This is a genomic window from Enterobacter adelaidei, from assembly GCF_041937165.1.
Lineage (GTDB): Bacteria > Pseudomonadota > Gammaproteobacteria > Enterobacterales > Enterobacteriaceae > Enterobacter > Enterobacter adelaidei.
On the sequence record NZ_CP154353.1, the window covers coordinates 261644 to 285303 of the forward strand.

Here is a 23660-nt window from a genome sequence, read left to right on the forward strand (position 1 = left end):
CGGAGAAGAGTCGTGAAGCGACCTGCAATCATCATGATTTGCCTGCTCTTGCAGGCGTGCTCAGCCACCACCAAAGGGCTGGGGAACTCACTGTGGGACAGCATGTTCGGCACACCGGGTGTACATCTGACCGATGATGAACTTCAGAACATGCCGTATGCCAGCCAGTACATGCAGTTAAACGATGGCCCGCAACTGTTTGTGGTGCTCGCTTTCGATGAAAACGGGCAGCAGAAATGGGTGACGCAGGATCAGGCCACCATCGTGACGCAGCATGGACGTCTCGTGAAAACCCTGTTGGGCGGAGACAACCTGCTTGAGGTGAACAATATCGCTGCCGACCCGCTTATCAAACCCAACCAGATCACCGACGGCGCAAGCTGGACGCGCACGATGGGCTGGACCGAGCATAAACAGGTGCGTTACGCCACCGCACGCTCTACCTTCCGTTGGGAGGGGACGGACAGTGTCAGCGTGGGAAGTGACAAAACCCAGGTTCGCGTGCTCGATGAAGAAGTGATCACCGACCAGGCCACGTGGCATAACCGTTTCTGGGTCGACGATGACGGACAAATCCGTCAGTCCCTGCAGTATCTCGGTGCCGGATTCTTCCCGGTCAAAACTACGCTTATCAAGGCCGCGAAATCATGAAAACACTTATTCGCGTTGCGCTGATCGCCAGTTTTGCCGCGCCGCTTGCCTGGTCTGCCGGAACGGTGAAGGTCTATATCCCGGACAGCACGCAGCCCAAAACACTGACCAACGCCGGGCATCTGATCGATCTCGTCGGCCAGCCCAGACTGGCGAACAGCTGGTGGCCTGGCGCGGTGATCGCTGAACGCCAGAAAACCGCTGAAGCGGAACAACAATACAAGGCGCTCCTCGCCAGGCTGACGGGGTTAGCGGAGCAGGAAGAGGGTGACGATGCGGCGGCGATTAACAGCGTTCGCCAGCAGGTTCAGGCCCTGAAAATCACCGGTCGGCTACCAGTGAACCTCGATCCGGATGACGTGCGCGTGTCGGAGAACGGTAACCCGGCTCTGGAAGGGGAATATACGCTCTGGCTGCCTGCACAACCCTCAACCATCACCGTTTTTGGTCTTATCAGCCACCCCGGGAAAAAGCCCTTTACACCCGGTCGTGACGTGGTGAGCTATCTCGACGAGCAGAGCCTGTTAAGCGGTGCGGATAACAGCTATGCCTGGGTGGTTTACCCTGACGGGCACACACAAAAAGCGCCAGTGGCCTACTGGAACAAACGCCATATCGAACCTATGCCTGGCAGCATCATTTTTGTCGGTTTTGCCGACCATTTCTGGACGAAGGCGTATGACGGACTTAACGCCGATATCCTTCGCTCCCTGATACAGCGGATTCCGGAATAATGAAAAGAACCTATCTCTACAGCATGCTGGCACTTTGTGTGAGTGCCGCCTGCCATGCAGAAACGTATCCGGCACCTATTGGCCCGTCCCAGTCAGACTTCGGTGGCGTCGGTTTACTGCAAACGCCCACCGCACGTATGGCGCGTGAGGGTGAGTTGAGCCTTAACTATCGCGATAACGATCAATACCGCTACTACTCGGCGTCGGTGCAACTGTTTCCGTGGCTTGAAACCACGCTGCGCTATACCGACGTGCGTACGAAACAGTACAGCAGCGTAGAGGCGTTCTCCGGCGATCAGACTTACAAAGATAAAGCCTTCGACCTCAAAGTACGTCTGTGGGAAGAGAGTTACTGGATGCCCCAGGTCTCCGTCGGCGCCAAAGATATCGGCGGTACCGGTCTGTTTGATGCGGAATACATTGTTGCCAGTAAAGCCTGGGGACCGTTTGATTTCTCACTCGGTCTGGGCTGGGGTTATCTCGGTACCAGCGGCAACGTCAAAAACCCGTTTTGCTCGTACAGCGATAAATATTGCTACCGCGATAATAGCTACCAGAAAGCGGGTTCGATCAACGGCGACCAAATGTTCCACGGACCGGCGTCGCTGTTTGGTGGCGTCGAATACCAGACACCCTGGCAGCCGCTGCGCCTGAAGCTGGAGTATGAAGGGAATGACTACTCGCAGGATTTCGCTGGCAAGATTGAACAGAAGAGCAAGTTTAACGTCGGCGCCATTTATCGCGTCACCGATTGGGCCGACGTTAACCTCAGCTACGAGCGTGGCAATACCTTCATGTTTGGCTTCACGCTGCGCACTAACTTCAACGACATGCGCCCGCACTACAACGATAACGCACGGCCTGCATACCAGCCGGAGCCGCAGGACGCCATCCTGCAGCACTCGGTGGTGGCAAACCAGCTGACGTTGCTGAAATATAATGCGGGTCTGGCGGATCCGAAAATTCAGGTAAAAGGCGATACGCTGTACGTTACCGGCGAGCAGGTGAAATACCGCGACTCGCGTGAAGGGATCGAACGCGCCAACCGGATCGTCATGAACGATCTCCCGGATGGGATCCGCACGATCCGCGTCACGGAGAACCGTCTCAACCTGCCGCAGGTGACGACGGAAACGGACGTCACCAGCCTCAAGCGCCATCTGGAAGGTGAACCGCTCGGGCATGAAACCGAGCTGGTGCAAAAACGCGTAGAGCCGATCGTGCCAGAAACCACCGAGCAGGGCTGGTATATCGACAAGTCGCGCTTCGATTTCCATATCGATCCGGTGCTGAATCAGTCCGTCGGCGGGCCAGAGAACTTCTACATGTATCAGCTGGGCGCGATGGCGACAGCGGATCTGTGGCTCACCGACCACCTGCTGACCACCGGTAGCCTGTTTGGCAACATTGCTAACAACTACGACAAGTTCAACTACACCAATCCGCCAAATGACTCGACGCTGCCGCGCGTGCGCACCCGCGTGCGTGAGTACGTGCAGAATAATGTTTATGTGAACAACCTGCAGGCCAACTACTTCCAGTACTTCGGCAACGGCTTCTACGGCCAGGTGTACGGCGGATATCTGGAAACCATGTTCGGCGGCGCTGGGGCAGAAGTGCTTTATCGTCCTGTCGACAGCAACTGGGCGTTCGGGATTGATGCCAACTACGTCAAACAGCGTGACTGGCGCAGCGCCCAGGACATGATGAAGTTCACTGACTACAGCGTCAAAACCGGTCATCTGACCGCCTACTGGACGCCGTCGTTTGCCCCTGACGTGCTGGTGAAAGCCAGCGTTGGCCAGTACCTGGCGGGCGATAAGGGCGGCACACTCGATATATCCAAACACTTTGACAGCGGCGTCGTGGTGGGCGGCTATGCGACCATCACCAACGTCTCGCCGGACGAGTACGGGGAAGGGGACTTTACCAAAGGGGTTTACGTGTCGATTCCGCTGGATCTGTTCTCGTCAGGCCCAACCCGCAGCCGTGCGGCAATTGGCTGGACGCCGCTGACGCGCGACGGGGGTCAGCAGTTGGGTCGTAAGTTCCAGCTGTATGATATGACCAGCGATAAAAACATTAACTTCCGCTGATGCCTGACCAGCCCGGTGGTACTTCGCCACCGGGCGATCGCGCGAAATATAAACAAAAAATATAGATCTCCGTCACATTTTTGCGTTATACAGGAACCTCGCCCCGGAGAATGAGGTGCTGTATGACATCCCTGACTCGCCCGCGTGTTGAGTTTATCTCAACTATCCTCCAGACCGTGCTGAACCTCGGTCTGTTGAGCCTTGGACTGATACTGGTCGTCTTTTTGGGAAAAGAGACGGTGCATCTGGCGGATGTGCTGTTTGCCCCTGAACAAACCAGCAAATATGCGCTGGTGGAAGGACTGGTGGTCTACTTTCTCTACTTTGAATTTATCGCCCTGATTGTGAAGTACTTTCAGTCCGGCTTTCACTTCCCGCTGCGTTATTTCGTCTACATTGGGATCACCGCGATAGTGCGGCTGATCATCGTCGATCATAAATCCCCGCTCGACGTGCTGATCTACTCGGCGGCGATCCTGCTGCTGGTAATCACCCTCTGGCTGTGTAACTCGAAGCGGCTGAAACGCGAATAAAAAAATGGCGGCCCGGAGGCCGCCTAATAACAGTCACAAGTTGGGTCAATACAATACGTCTAAAGTTGAGGGTTGCAGTGGCATAACAAAATGAAACTTAACCTTTCACACCGCCCGCCGTCAGGCCATTCACCAGCCAGCGCTGCGCCAGCAGGAACACCACGGTAATCGGGATGGCGGAGAGCACGGCCGCCGCGGCAAAGTCGCCCCACAGGTAGTTTTGCGGGTTGAGGTATTGCTGCATACCGACGGCCAGGGTGTAGCTGTTCACATCGCGCAATAACAGAGAGGCGACGGGTACCTCGGTGATGGCGGCGATAAACGACAGGATAAACACCACCGCCAGGATAGGCACCGACAGCGGCAGCAGCACCAGACGGAACGCCTGCCACGGGGTTGCACCATCCAGTGCCGCAGCTTCTTCCAGCGAGCCGTCGATGGTTTCGAAATACCCTTTGATGGTCCACACATGCAGTGCGATACCGCCAAGATAGGCGAAGATTACGCCACCGTGGGTGTTCAGGCCGATAAACGGCACGTACTGGCCCAGGCGGTCAAACAAGGCATACAACGCGACCAGCGACAGTACCGCCGGGAACATCTGGAAAATCAGCATCCCTTTCAGCAGTGAGGCCTTGCCCGGGAACTTCATACGGGCGAAAGCGTACGCACAAGTGGTGGAGAGCGTCACGATACCTATCGCGGTGATCCCGGCGATTTTCACCGAGTTCCACAGCCATAACAGCACCGGGAACGGCGGCGGTGTGACGCGACCATCCGCGTGCTCTACGCTGAAGCCCAGCGCGAGCTTCCAGTGCTCCCAGGAGATTTCATCCGGGATCAGGCTCCCGGTGGCGAAGTTACCCGAACGCAGGGAGATGGCGATGACCATCAGTAGCGGGAACATGATCGCCGCGATGAAAATCAGCAGGCCTAAATGCGTCGCCAGGAGGCGCAGTTTCTGAGATTTGGGTTGTACCATAGCCATGATCGATGCCCTCCTTAGTCAAATTTCATTCGTGTGGCTTTCAGGTTCACAATCGCCAGAGCGCCAACCAGCAGGAAGATCAGGGTGGCAATCGCCGCCGCCAGACCGAAGTCCTGACCACCGCCGCCTTCGAAAGCAATACGGTAGGTGTAGCTCACGAGCAGGTCTGTATAGCCTGCCGGCGTGGTAGTGCCAAGACGGTCAGGGCCGCCGTTGGTCAACAGTTGAATCAGCACGAAGTTGTTAAAGTTGAAGGCGAAGCTGGCAATCATCAGCGGCGTCAGCGGCTTAATGAGCAGCGGCAGCGTAATTTTAAAGAAGTTCTGGAACGGGCCCGCGCCGTCCATCGCCGAGGCTTCGTACAGATCGTCCGGGATAGCCTTCAACAGCCCCATGCACAGAATCATCATGTACGGATAGCCCAGCCAGGTATTGACGATGATAATCATCGAACGGGCAGTCGTCGGGTCGCTGAACCAGGCCGGTTTGATACCAAACAGCGCGCTCAGCATCATGTTGATTTCACCGAAGCTCTGGTTAAACAGCCCTTTGAAAATCAGAATCGAAATAAACGACGGTACGGCATACGGCAGAATCAGCAGTACGCGATAAATCGCTTTGCCTTTCAAGGCTTCCCACTGCACGAGGCAGGCCAGAACCATGCCCACAGCCACAGTCAGGATCACGGTCAGAACCGAGAAGACCACCGTCCAGACGAAGATGGCGAAGAACGGTTTCTGAATACCTTCGTCGGTAAACACGCGGGTAAAGTTGTCCCAGCCAATGGTGACGGTATAGCCAGGGCTGAGCTTGTCATCACCCCATTTGCCATCGGCTGTAATGGACTGATAGAAACCAATGTCGTTGTTCGGACGATATTTCACGCCGCTCTGGTTGTTGGTCAGCGTGCCGTCATCCGCCAGCGTGTAGAGAGGCTGCGTGCCGGAGAACTGGCGCAGTGAGCTCATGGTCACTTTGCTTTCGTCTGGCAGTACGGCGGTGAGCTGGGTCAGCGCCTGACGGTTTTGGGTAATGACGCGCAGGTTGGCACGTTCGCCTTCCGGCAGCGCTGCGGCCTCTTTTAAGGTCAGCTTCTGCTCGCCGCCAAATTTGAACGCGTCGGAGACATAGTATTTGCTGCTTGCTTCGTCAGTAAGCGCTAACTTCCACTCGTTACCGGCAGGATACAGGCCGAAGTTAAAGGTCTTGCCGGCCTGGTAAGAGCGATCCAGAAGGACCTGCGTTGCGCGTTCTTGCGCCAGCTGGTTGGTGCTGCTGTAGTTGGTGAACGCAATGGCAATAGTACAAATCAGCGGGAAGAGAACAAACAGCCCCATCCCGGCCACGCCCGGGTAGACATAGCGCCAGGCATAGGCTTTACGGTTGGAGAAAATATACAGGCCAGCAGAGCTTAAAATCAGCGTCATGATGGCGAACAGATATTCCCCTTGTACGTACATTAAAACAACAAGGTAACCCACCAGCAGACACAGCAGACCCATCACTGACCATTTCAGCGCGTCGCTTTGCCACCAGTGTTTCTTTTTAATGACATCCATGGGGTTTTTCCTCTACAACGGTGGAAACTTATCGTCAGGTGGCGCTGCGCTTACCTGACCTACGGATCGTGCCGTAGTCGTAGGGCGGGTAAGCGCATGCGCCACCCGCCGTTTTTCAGACTTACTTAGTAATACGACCCTGCGCATCTTTCAGCGCGGCATCAACAGTCTGACGACCGCTTGCCGCATTGATGACCGCAGTACGGGTGGCGTACCAGAACGCTGCCATTTGCGGGATGTTCGGCATAATTTCGCCTTTCTGAGCGTTATCCATGGTGGCCGCAATACGTGGGTCTTTTGCCAGATGATCCTGGAAGGATTTCAGCGCAACGGCACCCAGCGGTTTGTCCTTGTTCACTTCATCCAGACCCTGATCGGTCAGCAGGTAGTTTTCCAGGAACTCTTTCGCCAGCTCTTTGTTCGGGCTTGCCGCGTTGATACCCGCGCTCAGCACACCAACGAACGGTTTAGACGGCTTGCCTTTGAAAGTTGGCAGCAGCGTCACGCCGTAGTTGATTTTGCTCTTGTCGATGTTGGTCCAGGCCCACGGACCGTTGATGGTCATCGCGGTTTCGCCTTTGTTGAACGCCGCTTCCGCGATGGAGTAATCGGTATCCGCGTTCATATGTTTGTTCTTGATGAGGTCCACCAGGAAGGTCAGACCCGCTTTCGCGCCAGCGTTGTCCACGCCCACGTCTTTCACGTCATACTTGCCGTTTTCAAACTTGAACGCGTAACCGCCGTCGGCAGCAATCAGCGGCCAGGTGAAGTACGGTTCTTGCAGGTTGAACATCAGCGCGCTCTTACCTTTCGCTTTCAGCTCTTTATCCAGTTTCGGGATCTCTTCCCAGGTTTTCGGTGGGTTAGGTACCAGGTCTTTGTTGTAAATCAGAGAAAGGGCTTCAACCGCGATTGGGTAAGCAATCAGCTTGCCGTTATAGCGAACGGCGTCCCAGGTGAACGGGAACAGTTTGTCCTGGAAGGCTTTGTCCGGCGTGACTTCTGCCAGCAGACCCGACTGCGCGTAACCACCGAAACGGTCATGCGCCCAGAAGATGATGTCCGGGCCGTCACCAGTTGCTGCAACCTGTGGGAATTTCTCTTCCAGTTTATCCGGGTGTTCTACGGTCACTTTGATCCCGGTGTCTTTCTCGAATTTTTTACCCACTTCGGCCAGGCCGTTATAGCCTTTATCGCCGTTAATCCAGATTACCAGCTTACCTTCTTCAATTTTGGCGAGAGCCGGTGCGGAAATCATCATTGCTGCAAGGGCGGACAATGCGAAAACACGTGCGCCAGTCTTGATCTTCATATCTGCCATCCTTTTTTGGTGATGTGCTCGTGGATACAATGAGGTGGTTCAACGTGACTCAGTCTCCTTATTTGACATCCTCTTTCCATCCTCCCAACCCCTACGCCCCACCCCCGGTTTGTGTGATCTTCGTTGCATAAATTTAAGTTATGAGTGCTGGCGCACATAAAAACACACTGAATTTTGCAGGTGGCTTCACGAATTTTGCCTCAGCCCTCCAGCCGCGGTCGCAGAGCCTGCTCCCTCATCCTCCCGCCTCCTCCCCCATAAAAAAGCCGGGGGGTGGAGGATTCGGGAAAGTAATGGATACCCCATAGTGAACTTATCTTGAATGTTTCTGTCGGCGACAGGTTGTAACGAAGGGAGAAGGGCATGGCGAGCGTACAGCTGCGTAATGTAACGAAAGCCTGGGGTGACGTTGTGGTGTCGAAAGACATCAATCTGGACATCCACGAAGGTGAGTTCGTGGTATTTGTCGGCCCATCAGGCTGCGGTAAATCTACTCTGCTGCGTATGATTGCCGGTCTTGAAACGATCACCAGTGGCGATTTGTTTATTGGTGACACCCGTATGAACGACATCCCGCCTGCCGAACGTGGCGTAGGCATGGTGTTCCAGTCTTATGCGCTTTACCCCCATCTGTCTGTTGCCGAAAACATGTCCTTTGGCCTGAAACTGGCGGGTGCGAAGAAGGACGTGATTAACCAGCGCGTCACGCAGGTGGCGGAAGTGTTACAGCTGGCGCACCTGCTTGAGCGTAAACCGAAAGCGCTTTCCGGTGGTCAGCGTCAGCGTGTGGCGATTGGCCGTACCCTGGTGGCGGAACCGCGCGTGTTCCTGCTCGATGAACCCCTTTCCAACCTGGATGCCGCTCTGCGTGTCCAGATGCGTATTGAAATCTCCCGTCTGCACAAACGTCTTGGCCGCACGATGATTTACGTCACCCACGATCAGGTCGAAGCGATGACGCTGGCCGACAAAATTGTGGTGCTGGACGCCGGTCGCGTGGCGCAGGTGGGCAAACCGCTGGAGCTTTATCACTACCCGGCAGACCGCTTTGTTGCGGGCTTCATTGGCTCGCCAAAGATGAACTTCCTGCCCGTCAAAGTGACGGCAACTGCGATCGAACAGGTACAGGTGGAGCTGCCAAACCGCCAGCAGGTCTGGCTGCCGGTCGACAGCGCCAATGTACAGGTAGGGGCAAACATGTCCCTCGGTATTCGTCCTGAGCACCTGCTGCCGAGCCACATCGCCGATGTGACGCTGGAAGGTGAAGTTCAGGTTGTCGAACAGCTTGGTCACGAAACACAGATTCATATCCAGATCCCCGCCATCCGTCAGAACCTGGTCTACCGCCAGAATGACGTGGTGTTGGTAGAAGAGGGTGCCACATTCGCTATCGGCTTGCCGCCAGAGCGTTGCCATCTGTTCCGTGAGGATGGCACTGCATGTCGTCGGTTGCACAAAGAGCCAGGCGTTTAAGCAATCCCAAAAGAAGACACGAAACCGACAGGTGAAGTGTTCAAAGAAAAGCAATGATCTCAGGAGATAGAATGATGATTACTCTGCGCAAACAAGTCCCTCTGGCAATCGCCGTTGCGGCAGGCATCCTGTCTGCCCAGGCAGGCGCCGTGGACTTTAAAGGTTATGCTCGTTCCGGCATTGGCTGGACCGGGAGTGGCGGTGAGCAACAGTGTTTCCAGGCAACCGGTGCACAAAGTAAATACCGTCTCGGTAACGAATGTGAAACCTATGCGGAATTGAAACTGGGCCAGGAAGTGTGGAAAGAAGGCGATAAGAGCTTCTATTTCGACACCAACGTTGCGTATTCCGTCTCTCAGCAGAACGACTGGGAATCTACCAGCCCGGCCTTCCGTGAAGCTAACGTGCAGGGTAAAAACCTGATTGACGCACTGCCAGGTTCCACCATCTGGGCCGGTAAGCGCTTCTATCAGCGTCATGACGTTCACATGATCGACTTCTACTACTGGGATATTTCTGGTCCTGGTGCGGGTATCGAAAACATTGACCTGGGCTTCGGTAAGCTCTCTCTGGCTGCAACTCGTTCTTCTGAAGCGGGCGGCTCAGCGACCTTTGCCGATCGTTACGCGCTGGGTAACCGTATTTATGACAACCTGGTACCGAACGATGTCTTCGACGTCCGTTTAGCACAGATGCAGGTCAATGAAGGCGGTACGCTGGAGTTCGGTGTTGATTATGGTCACACCAATATTCCAGATGACTACTACCTGCAGCCTGGCGCATCTAAAGACGGTTGGATGTTCACCGCTGAACATACCCAGAGCATGCTGAAGGGCTTTAACAAGTTTGTGCTGCAGTACGCAACTGACTCTATGACCTCCAACGGCAAGGGCCGTCCGGAAGGTGGTAGCATCAACAACAACGGCGACATGTGGCGTGTTCTGGACCACGGTGCGATCTCTCTGGGCGACTCCTGGGATCTGATGTACGTAGGTATGTACCAGGACATCAACCTGGATAACAACAACGGCACCAAATGGTGGACCGTCGGTGTGCGTCCTATGTACAAATGGACGCCAATCATGAGCACCCTGTTAGAAGTGGGCTACGACAACGTTAAGTCTCAGAAAACCGACGACACCAACAGTCAGTACAAAATCACCCTGGCACAACAATGGCAGGCAGGCGACAGCATCTGGTCCCGTCCAGCTATCCGTGTCTTCGCAACTTACGCGAAGTGGGATGAAAAATGGGGCTACGCGAACGGCGACTCCGGTGCAGGCTATGACTCTGGTATTGCGTACAGCGACACGTCCGCAAAAACCTTCAGCCGAGGCGACTCTGATGAGTGGACCTTCGGTGCCCAGATGGAAATCTGGTGGTAATTCGTTAGACCTGACGTAATGACCTAAAAGAGGGGCGCAAGCCCCTCTATCCTTAGGGTGCTGCGCGCTATTGCCTGGCCACCGCAGTGCTCACGCTATCAGAGGTAATAACAATGAAAATGAAGAAAAGTCTCGTCGCGCTGTGCCTCTCTGCGGGGCTGATGGCCTGTGTTCCGGCGGTCTCCTTTGCAGACGTGAATTTCGTACCACAAAATACCAGCGCTGCGCCGGCTATCCCGGCGGCGGCGCTCCAGCAACTGACCTGGACGCCAGTTGATCAATCCAAAACGCAGTCGACACAGCTTTCTACGGGCGGCCAGCAACTGAACGTGCCGGGGATCACCGGGCCGGTTGCCGCCTACAGCGTGCCGGCCAACATTGGTGAGCTAACCCTGACGCTGACCAGCGAAGTGAACAAACAAACCAGCGTCTTCGCACCTAACGTACTGATTCTGGATCAGAACCTGACGCCATCTGCTTTCTTCCCAAGCGAATATTTTAGTTACCAGGAACCAGGCGTGATGAGCGCCGACCGTCTGGAAGGCAAAATGCGCCTGACGCCTGCCCTGGGCCAGCAGAAGATTTATGTTCTGGTTTTCACGACCGAAAAAGATCTGCAGCAGACCACTAAGCTTATCGATCCGGCAAAAGCCTATGCGAAAGGCACCGGCAACTCGGTTCCGGATATTCCGGATCCATTAGCGCGTCACGTCACCGACGGTTTGCTTAAGCTGAAAGTCTCAACAAACAATGCATCCAGCGTGCTGGTTGGCCCACTGTTTGGCTCTTCCGGTACTGGCCCTGTCACAGTAGGCAATACAGCCGCGCCTGTGTATGCCGCTCCAGCCGCCACAGCCGCTGCCGCACCGGTAGCCGCCGCAGCACCAGCCCCATCGAAGAAAGCTGAACCGGTTCTGAACGACACCGAAGAGTACTTCAACAACGCCATTAAGCAGGCGGTGAAGCGCGGCGATGTCGATAAAGCGCTGAAACTGCTTGATGAAGCCGAACGTTTAGGTTCAACCACTGCCCGTTCCACCTTTATCAGCAGTGTAAAAGGCAAGGGGTAACCGTTTCCCCACAGTGCTGATTTGTTAGTAGTTTGGTGCGCCTGAGTGGGCGCACTTTTTTTGATATTCTCCGGGCTGTTGCGCTCTTGTTGCGATAGTGATCGTTAAATAACGTTTGGCCGCCCTCAATCTGCTTTTCTGCGATACAATGCCATCACGTTATGTATCGGAGAGTCTGGCATGTCACACCCTGCGCTAACGCAACTGCGTGCGCTGCGCTATTTCGACCAAATACCTGCGCTTGATCCGCAGCAACTGGACTGGTTGCTGCTGGAAGATTCCATGACGAAACGTTTTGAGCAGCAGGGTAAAACGGTCACGGTGACCCTGATTCAGGAAGGGTTTGTCTCTGGCGATGAGATTGCTGCCGAGCTGCCGCTATTGCCGCAAGAGCCACGTTACTGGCTGCGTGAAATTTTACTCTGCGCTGATGGCGAGCCATGGCTTGCCGGGCGGACGGTGGTGCCCGAATCCACCCTTTCCGGGCCCGAGCTGGCGCTGCAACGGCTGGGGAAAACGCCTCTGGGGCGTTACCTTTTCACCTCGTCTGAGCTTACCCGAGATTTTATTGAGATTGGTCGTGATGCCGAACTGTGGGGGCGTCGTTCCCGCCTTCGCCTGAGCGGTAAACCGTTAATACTGACGGAGCTTTTTTTACCGGCATCGCCGTTGTACTAAGAGGAAGAAAAAATGGAGTGGAGCCTGACGCAGAATAAGCTGTTGGCCTATCACCGCTTAATGCGTACCGATAAACCGATTGGCGCGTTACTGTTGCTGTGGCCGACCTTATGGGCGCTGTGGGTCGCGACGCCGGGCGTGCCACCGCTGTGGATCCTGGGCGTATTCGTTGCCGGCGTCTGGCTGATGCGCGCGGCAGGCTGCGTGGTCAATGACTATGCCGATCGTAAATTCGACGGGCATGTAAAACGTACTGCCGGTCGTCCGTTACCCAGCGGGCAAGTCACCGGGAAAGAAGCCCGCGTGCTGTTCATTGTTCTGGTGCTGCTCTCTTTCCTGCTGGTGTTAACCCTTAACACCATGACCATTCTGCTTTCCGTTGCGGCGCTGGCCCTGGCCTGGGTGTATCCGTTTATGAAACGCTATACCCATCTGCCTCAGGTGGTGCTGGGGGCGGCATTTGGCTGGTCGATTCCGATGGCGTTTGCGGCAGTTAGTGAGTCCTTACCACTCAGCTGCTGGCTGATGTTCCTGGCGAATATTCTCTGGGCCGTGGCATATGACACGCAATACGCGATGGTAGACCGCGACGATGACCTGAAAATTGGCATCAAATCAACCGCTATCCTCTTTGGTCGTCAGGACAAGCTGATTATCGGTATCCTGCAGGTCGCGGTACTGGCACTGATGGTCGCGATTGGTCGCCTGAACGGGCTGAACTGGGAGTTTTACTGGTCCGTGCTGGTGGCGGGTTTGCTGTTTGCGTACCAGCAAAAGTTGATTGCGAAGCGCGAGCGTGATGCCTGTTTTAAGGCGTTTATGAATAATAACTACGTCGGTCTGGTGCTGTTTTTAGGCCTGGCGATGAGCTATTTCTTATAAAAAAGTCGGGTGGCGACTTCGCCTTACCCGACCTACGAGTTAGCAGAACATGTAGGCCCGGTAAGCGTTAGCGCCACCGGGCTTTTTTTACCGGCGACGTAGCAGCCGAAGCGCGTTCGCCGTCACCAGCACCGTTGCCCCGGTATCCGCCAGCACCGCCAGCCACAGCCCAGTCATGCCGAGCAGGGTCGTCACCAGGAATATCCCTTTCAGCCCCAGCGCGATGCCAATGTTCTGACGGATATTGGCACGCGTCGCACGTGCCAGCCCGATCATCTGCGCCAGCCCGGTCAGGCGGTTGTGGGTCAGCGCCGCGTCGGCCGTTTCCAGCGCCACGTCGGTACCGCTGCCCATCGCAATACCAATGGTGGACGCTTTCATCGCCGGGGCATCGTTAATCCCGTCACCAACCATCGCCAGCGGGGCATGAGCGTTCAACTCTGTGACTGCGCTGACCTTATCTGCAGGCAACAATCCGGCTTTAAATTCCAGCCCCAGTTCACCGGCAATTGTTGCCGCCGCACGAGGGTTATCGCCTGTAAGAATAACGCCCTGTACCCCCAGTTGATGTAACGCCGCCACGGCTTCTTTTGCGTCATCACGCAGGGTATCGCGCAATGCCAGCATTCCTTTCGCCACGCCGTCCTGCATGACGACTACGACCGTTTGCCCAGCCTGTTCTAACGCCTCAACCTCTGGAGTAGAAGACTTGCCAGCCGCGACAATCAGCACCTTTTTGCCGTCGACGACGGCCTCAATGCCTGAGCCCATCAGTGCCCGCTGGGAAGTTGCCGCAGGGATGGTGAGTTCACGCGCCTTCGCTTCACGCACAATCGCCTGCGCCAGCGGGTGGGTTGAACCTTGCTCTACGGCAGCGGCCAATGTCAGCAGTTCGTTTTCACTGATTTCCTGCGGATAAACACCGGTCACCTGCGGCTTACCTACGGTCAGCGTACCGGTTTTATCGAAGGCAATGTGCTGAACCTGGCTTAGCTGTTCCAGGGCGGCTCCGCCTTTGATCAGCGCCCCTCGACGTGCCGCCGCCGCCAGTCCTGACGTGATGGCCGCCGGGGTGGAGATCACCAGCGCACACGGACAGCCAATCAACAGCAGCGTCAGACCTTTATAAATCCAGCCTTCCCACGGTGCGCCGAAAAACAGGGGTGGAACGACAGTGACCAGCAGGGCAACCAGCATGATGGCGGGGGTGTAAATCCTGCTGAAGCGATCGATAAACCGCTCAACTGGCGCGCGACGCTCTCCGGCTTCTTCAATCAGCTTCAGGATACGGTCGATGGCGCTGTCACCGGGTTCGGAAAGCACTGTCAGTTGTACCAGACGATCAACACTGGTGGCACCCGCAGGCACTTTTTCACCGGTTGTGCGTTCAACCGGAATGGATTCTCCGGTGAGGGCGCTTTCGTCGAAGCTTGCTGTTGCGGTGAGCAACTCACCGTCTGCAGGCAGACGCCCGCCTGCGGCGACTTCAATCACATCGCCCGGGCGCAGTGTGTTGATGGCGACGATTTCCCGGTTGCCGTTGATCACGCGTGTGGCGGTTTCAGGTTTCAGCGCCATTAGCGCGCTGACTCCTTTACGCGCGCGGCTGGCGGCCCAGCCCTCAAGACGTTCACCGATTAAGAACAGCAGCAGCACCATTGCCGCTTCTGCTGTCGCACCAATAAACAGCGCGCCAATAGCGGCCACGCTCATCAGCGTTTCGATGGCAAACCAGCTTCCGCTTTTCATCAGCCGCAATGCCTGACGAGCAATCGGGAACAGCCCAACCAGCGTGGTGGCGATGAATGCCAGATTGCCGAACGGATGGTTAATCTGTTCCAGTCCCCAGCTCAGGGCCATCATGATGATGAGGGTAATAAGCGGTAGATTTTCTCGCAGGGAAGAGGTTTTTTCTGCAGGTGCATTTTCGCTACGCAGACTGTAACCCGCCTGACTTACGGCAGCTTCAACCTGTTGGATAACGTCGTTATCCGCGCTGACCAGCAGCTTTTCAGTGGCAAACAGAACCTGTACATGACTCACGCCCGGCACCTGTTTTACCGCGTTTTCAACTTTACGGGCGCAGGCGGCGCAGTCCATACCGTTGACGACCCAACTGTAGCGGTTGCCGTTTTCAGGGAGTATTTCGGTTTGTGTTTCGCACGCACCATCGCAGCAGCAGTCGTCCTTCGGCGGAACCGGACTGAGCTTAAATGCTGAGAATTGAGGGGCTTTTTTTGGTGTTTCTGGAGTCGACATGGCAGTCTCCGGCAATGATAATTTTCTCATTAACCGCAGCATACACTCTGGAGTCGACTCCAGAGTCAAGGCTTATTTAAATATACAGCGAGCGTACGATCAGGAAGTGTCCGGCAAAGTAGCAGGCGGCGGCAATCGCGTTATCCGCCCGGAAACGACGGCGATAGTGGCTGCCCAGCCACACGATATTCCCGAGTAACAACAGTGCTGCACCGAAGAACGCCGACATCGCCGGCGCCGTTGGACGGAAGAACCAGAGTTCGCCTGCCAGCCATACCATCACCAGCGTCATGGCGATAAACGTACAGACCGGCAAACGCATCTCTTCCAGACGCGACCAGATCACCGCGATAAGCAGTGCGCCAATCACCAGCAGTACCAGCGGCAGCGGCCAGAAGAATGACAGCGTCATCTGGCTGGCAAAATAGATGGTATACAGCAGATGCGACAGGAAAAATGCCCCCACGGCATACAGCAGACGCTGACGTGGCAGCAGGGTTAAGGCATCGCCAATCAGGGAAGCACACAGCCCGGCGAGGACCAGATAGCTTACGGCGTTAAACATCGGCGCTTGCCAGGCCAGCAGCAGCAGGAGCAACAGCGTGACCGGTTTAAACAACCAGCGCTGCCAGGTGGGACCGCGGTACGACGCATCGACATAAAGCCATGCGGAAAAACAGACAGCGATAAATGACCAAAGCATATTAACTCCCTGTATCTGTTAAGGCTGAATAATCAGTTTCTGATCCAGTGTAGTGATGCGGACGGGCGTTTGGCAATGGCAGGGAAGGCAGGGTATCCTGAATTCCGCATAATCTGATGGGATTTTAGAATGAGCAAGATGCCGCTGTTTTTCATTATCGTGGTGGCGATTATCGTCATTGCCGCCTCGTTCCGTTTCGTACAGCAGCGCCGCGAAAAGGCGGATAACGATGCTGCACCGCTGCTGCAAAAGCGCGTGGTAGTGACGAACAAACGCGAAAAAACGCTTAACGACCGCCGCTCACGCCAGCAGCAGGTGACGCCAGCAGGCACGACAATGCGCTATGAAGCGAGCTTTAAGCCGGAAACCGGCGGGCTGGAGATGACCTTCCGCCTGGAGGCGCAGCAGTACCATCAGTTGACGGTGGGGGAGAAAGGGACGCTGAGTTATAAAGCGTCCCGATTCGAAGGTTTTACACCTGAATAATGCTCGATCGGTTCCCTCTCCCTGTGGGAGAGGGTTAGGGTGAGAGCATCAGGCCGCACCTTACTTCTTCACCTGCGCCTTAAATTTCTTCATCCACACCAGCAGTTCAAACACGCCGAAAACAAAGACGCGCAACTGCTGCCAGCCGGTCATCTGCGGGCCATCTTTTGGCAGACCATTTTTCAGCATTACCATCTGCAGGGCGTGCATAAACGATGTGAAAACCAGCGCGACGTTAACAAAAATATTCATCGGGCGCGGGAACGGGTGCACCAGGTTGAGAATTAAAAACGCCCAGACGCCCAGCATCAACAAACGTCCCAGATTAATCAGTACCGGCATCGGATTCTCCTTGAGCCTGACGGTGATACAGACGATAAGCGACCTGACCTGCCACTTTTTCACGGTGCAGATCCCAGTGGGCGGGAACTGGTGGTAAACCGTTTTCCACTTCACTTTCCACGTAAATTAATGCGTCATCTGCCAGCCAGCCGTTTTGCTCCAGCAGGGATAACGTCTCTTCCAGCAGTCCCTTACGGAACGGTGGGTCGACAAACACCACGTTATGTGGCGTACCTTTCTGCGCGAGGAAACTCAGCGTGTTGGTGTTCACGACTTTAGCGTTGGTTGCCTTTAGCGTCGCCAGATTTTGCTGCAGCGTCTGCGACACGCCGCGTTCCATCTCCAGCAGCGTGGCGCTGGCGGCATAGCGTGACAGCGCTTCCAGTCCGAGTGCGCCGCTTCCGGCGAAACAGTCGAGACAGTGGGCGTCTACCATTGACGGGGCCAGCCAGTTAAACAGCGTCTCGCGTACGCGGTCGGTAGTAGGGCGTAAACCGGGGCTGTCCGGCACCGGTAGTTTCCGGCCTCGCCACTGACCGCCGATAATACGAATTTGACCGGCCGGGGCGCGGTTGGGTTTCTTCATCTCAGGAAAGCTCTGTTAACAATTGGCCTGCGATTGCGGGCGGTGATGTCAATTAAGTAAAGTGTTAGACTATTTCATCATTTTTTTAGCTTCCATGTATATAGCGCCGCGAGGAGTGTAGTCGCAGATGGCAAAACAAAAAAAACGTGGCTTCTTTTCCTGGCTGGGCTTCGGTGAAAAAGAGCAAGAAACAGAACAGAAAACCGAAGAGCAACATGCCGTTGAAGAGCAGTCGCAGCCTGAAACGCCTGTAGAAACCGCCGCGGTTGTCGAAGCGGAAGAGACGGCACACAGCAAAGAAGAGATTGAATCTTTCGCTGAAGAGGTGGTTGAGGTCACTGAACAGGTTCAGGAAAGCGAGAAGCCAGAACCGGTTGTCGCCGAAGAGATTCCCGAAGCGCCGCAGGCCGTCATCGAACACGAAGAACTGCCGCTGCTGGAAGAGGTGAAAACCGAAGCCGTTTCTGCCGAAGAGTGGCAGGCCGAAGCGGAAACCGTTGAAATTGTTGAGGCGGTGGAAGAAGAAGCCGAAAACGAACCTGAACTGACCGACGAAGAGCTGGAAGCACAGGCGCTGGCAGCAGAAGCGGCTGAAGAAGCGGTTATCGTGGTGCCAGTGGAAGAGCAGGCCGAAGAGGAGATCGTTCAGGAACAGGAAAAACCGACCAAAGAAGGTTTCTTCGCCCGCCTGAAACGCAGCCTGCTTAAAACCAAAGAAAACTTAGGTTCCGGATTTATCAGTCTTTTCCGCGGCAAGAAGATCGACGACGATCTGTTTGAAGAGCTGGAAGAGCAGCTGCTGATCGCCGACGTCGGTGTGGAAACCACCCGTAAGATCATCACCAACCTGACTGAAGGGGCGAGCCGCAAACAGCTGCGCGACGCCGAAGCGCTGTACGGTCTGCTGAAAGACGAGATGGGTGAAATTCTCGCAAAAGTTGACGAACCGCTTAATATTGAAGGCAAAACGCCATTTGTTATTCTGATGGTTGGCGTGAACGGCGTGGGTAAAACCACCACCATCGGCAAGCTGGCGCGCCAGTTCGAACAGCAGGGTAAATCGGTGATGCTGGCGGCAGGTGATACCTTCCGTGCAGCAGCGGTTGAGCAGCTGCAGGTCTGGGGACAGCGCAATAACATCCCGGTGATTGCCCAGCATACCGGCGCGGATTCCGCATCCGTTATCTTTGACGCCATCCAGGCGGCGAAGGCGCGCAACGTGGATGTACTGATTGCCGATACCGCAGGGCGTTTGCAGAACAAATCGCACCTGATGGAAGAGTTGAAGAAAATCGTCCGGGTGATGAAAAAACTGGACGAAGAAGCACCGCATGAAATTATGCTGACCATTGATGCCAGCACCGGACAGAATGCCATTAGTCAGGCAAAACTGTTCCATGAAGCGGTAGGACTGACGGGGATCACGCTGACCAAGCTGGACGGCACCGCCAAAGGCGGGGTGATCTTCTCCGTGGCCGATCAGTTCAGCATTCCTATCCGTTACATCGGTGTGGGCGAGCGTATTGAAGATTTACGTCCGTTTAAGGCGGACGACTTTATTGAGGCACTATTTGCCCGAGAGGACTAACAATGATTCGCTTTGAACACGTCAGCAAGGCCTATCTCGGTGGGAGACAAGCGTTGCAGGGGGTGACATTCCACCTGCAACCGGGCGAGATGGCATTCCTGACCGGCCATTCCGGCGCGGGGAAAAGTACCCTGCTCAAGCTTATCTGTGGGATCGAACGGCCAAGTGCCGGGAAAATCTTTTTCGGCGGTCATGAGATAAGCCGCCTGAAAAATCGCGAAGTGCCGTTTCTGCGTCGTCAGATCGGTATGATTTTCCAGGACCACCACCTGCTGATGGATCGCACCGTTTTCGATAACGTGGCGATTCCGCTGATTATTGCCGGTGCCAGCTATGATGATATCCGCCGTCGCGTCTCTGCGGCGCTGGATAAGGTCGGGCTGCTGGACAAAGCGAAGAACTTCCCGATCCAGCTCTCCGGCGGTGAACAGCAGCGCGTGGGCATTGCCCGTGCGGTGGTGAACAAGCCTGCGGTGCTGCTGGCGGATGAACCGACCGGTAACCTGGACGACGCCCTGTCAGAAGGGATTTTGCGTCTGTTTGAGGAATTTAACCGCGTAGGGGTGACGGTTTTGATGGCGACGCACGATATCGGGCTTATTTCCCGTCGTTCGTACCGCATGCTAACCCTGAGCGACGGTCATTTGCACGGAGGCCATGGTGAATAAGCGTGATGCAATAAACCAGATTCGACAGTTCGGGAACCGGTTTGATCGTTTCCGTAAGTCGCAGGGCGGTGGTGATGGCAATCGTAATGCGCCAAAGCGCCAGAAAGCCGCGCCAAAGCCTGCCTCCCGCAAAACCAACGTGTTTAACGAGCAGGTGCGCTACGCGTTCCACGGCGCGCTGCAGGACCTGAAAAGCAAACCGCTGGCGACGTTCCTGACGGTGATGGTGATTGCCATCTCCCTGACGCTGCCAAGCGTCTGCTATATGGTCTATAAAAACGTCAACCAGGCGGCCTCACAATACTATCCGTCCCCGCAGATCACGGTCTATCTGGATAAAGCGCTCGACGATAACGCCGCAGCGCAGGTGGTCGGGCAAATTCAGGCCGAGCAGGGTGTGGAGAAGGTTAACTATCTCTCGCGTGAAGACGCGCTGGGCGAGTTCCGCAACTGGTCAGGCTTTGGCGGCGCGCTGGACATGCTTGAAGAGAACCCGCTGCCTGCCGTGGCGGTGGTGATCCCGAAGCTGGATTTCCAGGGGACCGATTCGCTTAACACCCTGCGCGATCGCATCACGCGCATTAAGGGCATTGATGAAGTGCGCATGGATGATAGCTGGTTTGCGCGTCTCTCTGCCCTGACGGGGCTGGTAGGCCGCGTGGCGGCGATGATTGGCGTGCTGATGGTGGCGGCGGTCTTCCTCGTCATCGGTAACAGCGTGCGCCTGAGCATCTTCGCCCGTCGCGATACCATCAACGTGCAGAAACTGATTGGTGCGACGGATGGTTTCATCCTGCGTCCGTTCCTCTATGGCGGCGCACTGCTCGGTTTTTCCGGCGCATTTCTTTCACTGATATTGTCAGAAATTTTGGTGATGCGTCTGTCGTCGGCGGTCACAGAAGTGGCGCAGGTTTTCGGAACGAAGTTTGATATCAGCGGCTTAGGGTTCGATGAGTGCCTGTTGCTGCTGCTGGTGTGTTCGATGATTGGGTGGGTGGCAGCCTGGCTGGCAACCGTTCAACATTTACGTCACTTTACTCCCGATTAATAAAAGCGTGATATAATCTTTCCCTGCACCGAGATGTTCGCTCTGCAGGGAAAGTGTCCCTGTTGTCTCTTCCCCTGTTATCATCTTCATGTCACATTTTGTGCGTAATTTATTCACCGTTGCACCTGGAACTTGTGGATAAAATCACTGTCTGATACAAGAGTGAATGCTAATCTCGTTGCTCAAACGCTTTGGCATGGTTGTTGCCTGATGGGGATAACCTGGACCAGAAGAAACATTGAGAGGAATGAATGACCAAAGAAATGCAAACTTTAGCTTTAGCCCCTGTTGGTAACCTGGAGTCTTACATCCGGGCTGCGAACACCTGGCCGATGTTAACGGCCGAGGAAGAAAAGGAGCTTGCTGAAAAGCTGCATTACCAGGGCGATCTGGAAGCAGCTAAGACGCTGATCCTGTCTCACCTGCGCTTTGTTGTTCACGTTGCTCGTAATTATGCGGGCTACGGCCTGCCGCAGGCGGACTTGATTCAGGAAGGTAACATCGGTCTGATGAAGGCTGTGCGTCGCTTCAACCCGGAAGTGGGTGTGCGACTGGTCTCCTTCGCCGTGCACTGGATCAAAGCAGAGATTCACGAATACGTTCTGCGTAACTGGCGTATTGTGAAAGTCGCCACGACAAAAGCGCAACGCAAACTGTTCTTCAACCTGCGTAAAACCAAGCAGCGTCTGGGCTGGTTCAATCAGGATGAAGTTGAAATGGTGGCGCGCGAGCTGGGCGTATCCAGCAAAGATGTGCGTGAGATGGAATCCCGTATGGCCGCGCAGGACATGACCTTTGATATGTCCTCCGACGACGACGCATCCGACAGCCAGCCGATGGCACCGGTACTGTATCTGCAGGATAAAACCTCTAACTTTGCTGACGGCATTGAAGAGGATAACTGGGAAGATCAGGCCGCGAACAAGCTGACCCATGCGATGGAAGGCCTCGACGAACGTAGCCAGGATATTATCCGCGCCCGCTGGCTGGACGAAGACAACAAGTCCACACTGCAGGAACTGGCTGACCGCTACGGTGTTTCCGCTGAACGTGTTCGTCAGCTTGAGAAGAACGCCATGAAAAAACTTCGCGCCGCTATCGAAGCGTAAGATAAGCGAAGTACACCGAGAACCCTCGAATGCAAATTCGGGGGTTTTGTTTTTTTAGCGCCCGCTCTGGCGAATTCCCTCCCCCTGGCAAACACTTACTGATGCGCTAAGCAGGCGACTTTCTCAGGGGGACAGGGTGAAAAATAACGAACTGAACGACCGGCGTTTACAGGCGACGCCGCGCGGCATCGGCGTGATGTGTAATTTTTATGCCGATAAAGCTGAAAACGCCACGGTGTGGGACGTGGAGGGTAATGAGTACATCGACTTCGCTGCGGGGATCGCGGTACTGAATACCGGCCATCGCCACCCCAAAGTCATTGCCGCCATCGAAAAGCAACTCCATGCCTTTACCCACACGGCCTACCAGATTGTGCCGTACGAAGGCTACGTGGCGCTTGCCGAACGTCTCAACGAACGCGTGCCCATTGAGGGCCCGGCGAAAACGGCGTTCTTCTCCACGGGGGCTGAGGCTGTCGAAAACGCCGTAAAAATTGCCCGCGCGTATACCAGGCGTCCTGGCCTTATCACCTTCGGTGGTGCATTCCACGGCCGCACCTTTATGACGATGGCTTTAACGGGGAAAGTGGCACCCTACAAACTGGGTTTTGGCCCGTTCCCCGGCTCGATTTACCACGCGCAATATCCAAATGAATTGCACGGCGTCAGCACGGCAGAGGCGTTAAAAAGCCTGGAACGCATCTTTAAAGCGGATATCGCACCCGACCAGGTCGCGGCCATTATTCTTGAGCCGGTTCAGGGGGAAGGTGGTTTCAACATTGTGCCTGCTGATTTTATGCAGGCCCTGCGCGCCCTGTGCGATACCCACGGCATTTTGCTGATTGCCGACGAGGTGCAAAGCGGCTTCGCCCGTACCGGCAAGCTGTTTTCGATGGAACACCACTGCGTGAAGCCCGATCTGATCACCATGGCGAAAAGCCTGGCGGGCGGGATGCCGCTCTCGGCGGTTTCTGGCCGTGCGGAGGTGATGGACGCACCCGCGCCGGGCGGGCTGGGCGGCACCTACGCCGGTAACCCGCTGGCGATTGCGGCGGCGCATGCCGTGCTGGACGTGATTGATGAAGAGGATCTCTGCACGCGCTCGGCGCACCTTGGTCATCACCTGGTGGAAGTGCTGAGCAAAGCGAAGGAACATTGCCCGTATATCGCTGACATTCGCGCGCAAGGCTCGATGGTGGCGGTGGAGTTTAACGACCCGCAATCAGGGCTCCCGTCGCCGGAATTCACCCGTCAGGTACAAGAACGCGCGTTGCAGGAAGGGCTACTTCTTCTGAGCTGCGGCGTCTACGGCAACGTTATTCGTTTCCTGTACCCGCTGACTATCCCTGAAGTGCAGTTCCGTAAAGCGCTGGACATTATCTCCGCGTCGCTGACACGTTAAAGCCATATGCCCGGCGGAAATCTCTGCCGGGCTTATCATATATTCATTTCAAATTAGCTATTCCAAAATCATAAAAATGGGGTATGTTTTAGCAGAGTA

At 55.4% G+C, this 23660-nt stretch carries 22 protein-coding genes; 15 read left to right on the forward strand and 7 right to left on the reverse strand.

All coding sequences use genetic code 11. The features are described 5' to 3' along the window. The first annotated feature begins 12 nt into the window (after positions 1–12). From AAHF05_RS01285 to psiE, 4 genes are all read left to right on the forward strand, one after another. The gene (locus AAHF05_RS01285) at positions 13–651 is read left to right on the forward strand and encodes a YjbF family lipoprotein (RefSeq protein WP_049007754.1); all 639 of its coding nucleotides are present in this window, start codon (positions 13–15) and stop codon (positions 649–651) included. After that, positions 648–1385 carry a capsule biosynthesis GfcC D2 domain-containing protein gene (locus AAHF05_RS01290; protein ID WP_129324851.1) on the forward strand — a complete coding sequence of 246 codons (738 nt, stop codon included), beginning with the start codon at positions 648–650 and terminating at the stop codon, positions 1383–1385. Before AAHF05_RS01285 ends, AAHF05_RS01290 begins: the two co-directional genes overlap by 4 nt. Then, positions 1385–3481 carry a YjbH domain-containing protein gene (locus AAHF05_RS01295; RefSeq protein WP_129324852.1) on the forward strand — a complete coding sequence of 699 codons (2097 nt, stop codon included), beginning with the start codon at positions 1385–1387 and terminating at the stop codon, positions 3479–3481. The genes AAHF05_RS01290 and AAHF05_RS01295 overlap by 1 nt, the downstream gene beginning before the upstream one ends. A 122-nt stretch (positions 3482–3603) precedes the next feature. After that, complete coding sequence (gene psiE / locus AAHF05_RS01300) at positions 3604–4014, forward strand: phosphate-starvation-inducible protein PsiE (RefSeq protein ID WP_000202963.1); 411 nt, start codon at positions 3604–3606, stop codon at positions 4012–4014. A gap of 97 nt (positions 4015–4111) precedes the next feature. Here psiE and malG read toward each other — a convergent pair whose 3' ends face one another. The 3 genes from malG to malE form a co-directional block, all read right to left on the reverse strand. Further along, positions 4112–5002 (reverse strand): maltose ABC transporter permease MalG, encoded by an 891-nt coding sequence (gene malG / locus AAHF05_RS01305; RefSeq protein WP_014830272.1) that lies wholly within the window; start codon positions 5000–5002, stop codon positions 4112–4114. Positions 5003–5016: 14 nt separating this feature from the next. Then, entirely contained in the window at positions 5017–6561 is a 1545-nt protein-coding gene (gene malF / locus AAHF05_RS01310; RefSeq protein ID WP_129324853.1) for a maltose ABC transporter permease MalF, read from the reverse strand. 121 nt (positions 6562–6682) lie between these two features. Continuing rightward, on the reverse strand, positions 6683–7873 hold the full coding sequence (gene malE, locus AAHF05_RS01315) for a maltose/maltodextrin ABC transporter substrate-binding protein MalE (protein WP_032666867.1): 1191 nt from the start codon (positions 7871–7873) through the stop codon (positions 6683–6685). Between the two features lie 372 nt (positions 7874–8245). On the opposite strand from malE, the gene malK reads away from it, so the two are divergent. The 5 genes from malK (at position 8246) to ubiA (ending at position 13370) form a co-directional block, all read left to right on the forward strand. Continuing rightward, on the forward strand, positions 8246–9355 hold the full coding sequence (gene malK, locus AAHF05_RS01320; protein WP_028017971.1) for a maltose/maltodextrin ABC transporter ATP-binding protein MalK: 1110 nt from the start codon (positions 8246–8248) through the stop codon (positions 9353–9355). A gap of 71 nt (positions 9356–9426) precedes the next feature. After that, positions 9427–10740: a maltoporin gene (locus AAHF05_RS01325; RefSeq protein ID WP_374936429.1), complete on the forward strand. Its 1314-nt coding sequence runs from the start codon at positions 9427–9429 to the stop codon at positions 10738–10740. 113 nt (positions 10741–10853) lie between these two features. Then, the gene (gene malM / locus AAHF05_RS01330; RefSeq protein WP_028017969.1) at positions 10854–11810 is read left to right on the forward strand and encodes a maltose operon protein MalM; all 957 of its coding nucleotides are present in this window, start codon (positions 10854–10856) and stop codon (positions 11808–11810) included. A 180-nt stretch (positions 11811–11990) separates the two neighbouring features. Next, positions 11991–12488, forward strand: coding sequence for a chorismate lyase (gene ubiC, locus AAHF05_RS01335; protein ID WP_028017968.1), 498 nt, complete (start codon positions 11991–11993; stop codon positions 12486–12488). 12 nt (positions 12489–12500) lie between these two features. Continuing rightward, a complete protein-coding gene (gene ubiA / locus AAHF05_RS01340) occupies positions 12501–13370 on the forward strand; it encodes a 4-hydroxybenzoate octaprenyltransferase (RefSeq protein ID WP_129324855.1) in 870 nt (289 codons plus the stop codon). Positions 13371–13457: 87 nt separating this feature from the next. Here the strand turns inward: ubiA and zntA are convergent, their stop codons facing one another. After that, positions 13458–15629, reverse strand: a complete 2172-nt coding sequence (zntA, locus tag AAHF05_RS01345; protein WP_129324856.1) for a Zn(II)/Cd(II)/Pb(II) translocating P-type ATPase ZntA — start codon at positions 15627–15629, stop codon at positions 13458–13460. Positions 15630–15705: 76 nt separating this feature from the next. After that, on the reverse strand, positions 15706–16332 hold the full coding sequence (locus tag AAHF05_RS01350; RefSeq protein ID WP_028017965.1) for a lysoplasmalogenase: 627 nt from the start codon (positions 16330–16332) through the stop codon (positions 15706–15708). Positions 16333–16461: 129 nt separating this feature from the next. Here AAHF05_RS01350 and AAHF05_RS01355 point away from each other — a divergent pair, with 129 nt between their 5' ends. Continuing rightward, positions 16462–16818, forward strand: a complete 357-nt coding sequence (locus AAHF05_RS01355; RefSeq protein WP_129324857.1) for a DUF2500 domain-containing protein — start codon at positions 16462–16464, stop codon at positions 16816–16818. A 60-nt stretch (positions 16819–16878) separates the two neighbouring features. Here AAHF05_RS01355 and AAHF05_RS01360 read toward each other — a convergent pair whose 3' ends face one another. Then, positions 16879–17160 carry a DUF1145 family protein gene (locus AAHF05_RS01360; protein WP_028017963.1) on the reverse strand — a complete coding sequence of 94 codons (282 nt, stop codon included), beginning with the start codon at positions 17158–17160 and terminating at the stop codon, positions 16879–16881. Then, entirely contained in the window at positions 17144–17746 is a 603-nt protein-coding gene (gene rsmD / locus AAHF05_RS01365) for a 16S rRNA (guanine(966)-N(2))-methyltransferase (protein WP_129324858.1), read from the reverse strand. Before rsmD ends, AAHF05_RS01360 begins: the two co-directional genes overlap by 17 nt. 127 nt (positions 17747–17873) lie before the next feature. Here rsmD and ftsY point away from each other — a divergent pair, with 127 nt between their 5' ends. From ftsY to AAHF05_RS01390, 5 genes are all read left to right on the forward strand, one after another. Beyond that, on the forward strand, positions 17874–19334 hold the full coding sequence (gene ftsY, locus AAHF05_RS01370) for a signal recognition particle-docking protein FtsY (RefSeq protein ID WP_129324859.1): 1461 nt from the start codon (positions 17874–17876) through the stop codon (positions 19332–19334). Positions 19335–19336: 2 nt separating this feature from the next. Next, complete coding sequence (ftsE, locus tag AAHF05_RS01375; RefSeq protein WP_025758973.1) at positions 19337–20002, forward strand: cell division ATP-binding protein FtsE; 666 nt, start codon at positions 19337–19339, stop codon at positions 20000–20002. Then, on the forward strand, positions 19995–21050 hold the full coding sequence (ftsX, locus tag AAHF05_RS01380) for a permease-like cell division protein FtsX (RefSeq protein WP_028017960.1): 1056 nt from the start codon (positions 19995–19997) through the stop codon (positions 21048–21050). The genes ftsE and ftsX overlap by 8 nt, the downstream gene beginning before the upstream one ends. 251 nt (positions 21051–21301) lie before the next feature. Then, positions 21302–22159, forward strand: a complete 858-nt coding sequence (gene rpoH, locus AAHF05_RS01385; RefSeq protein ID WP_028017959.1) for an RNA polymerase sigma factor RpoH — start codon at positions 21302–21304, stop codon at positions 22157–22159. Between the two features lie 136 nt (positions 22160–22295). After that, positions 22296–23561, forward strand: coding sequence for a 4-aminobutyrate--2-oxoglutarate transaminase (locus tag AAHF05_RS01390; RefSeq protein ID WP_129324860.1), 1266 nt, complete (start codon positions 22296–22298; stop codon positions 23559–23561). The last annotated feature ends 99 nt before the right edge of the window (positions 23562–23660 follow it).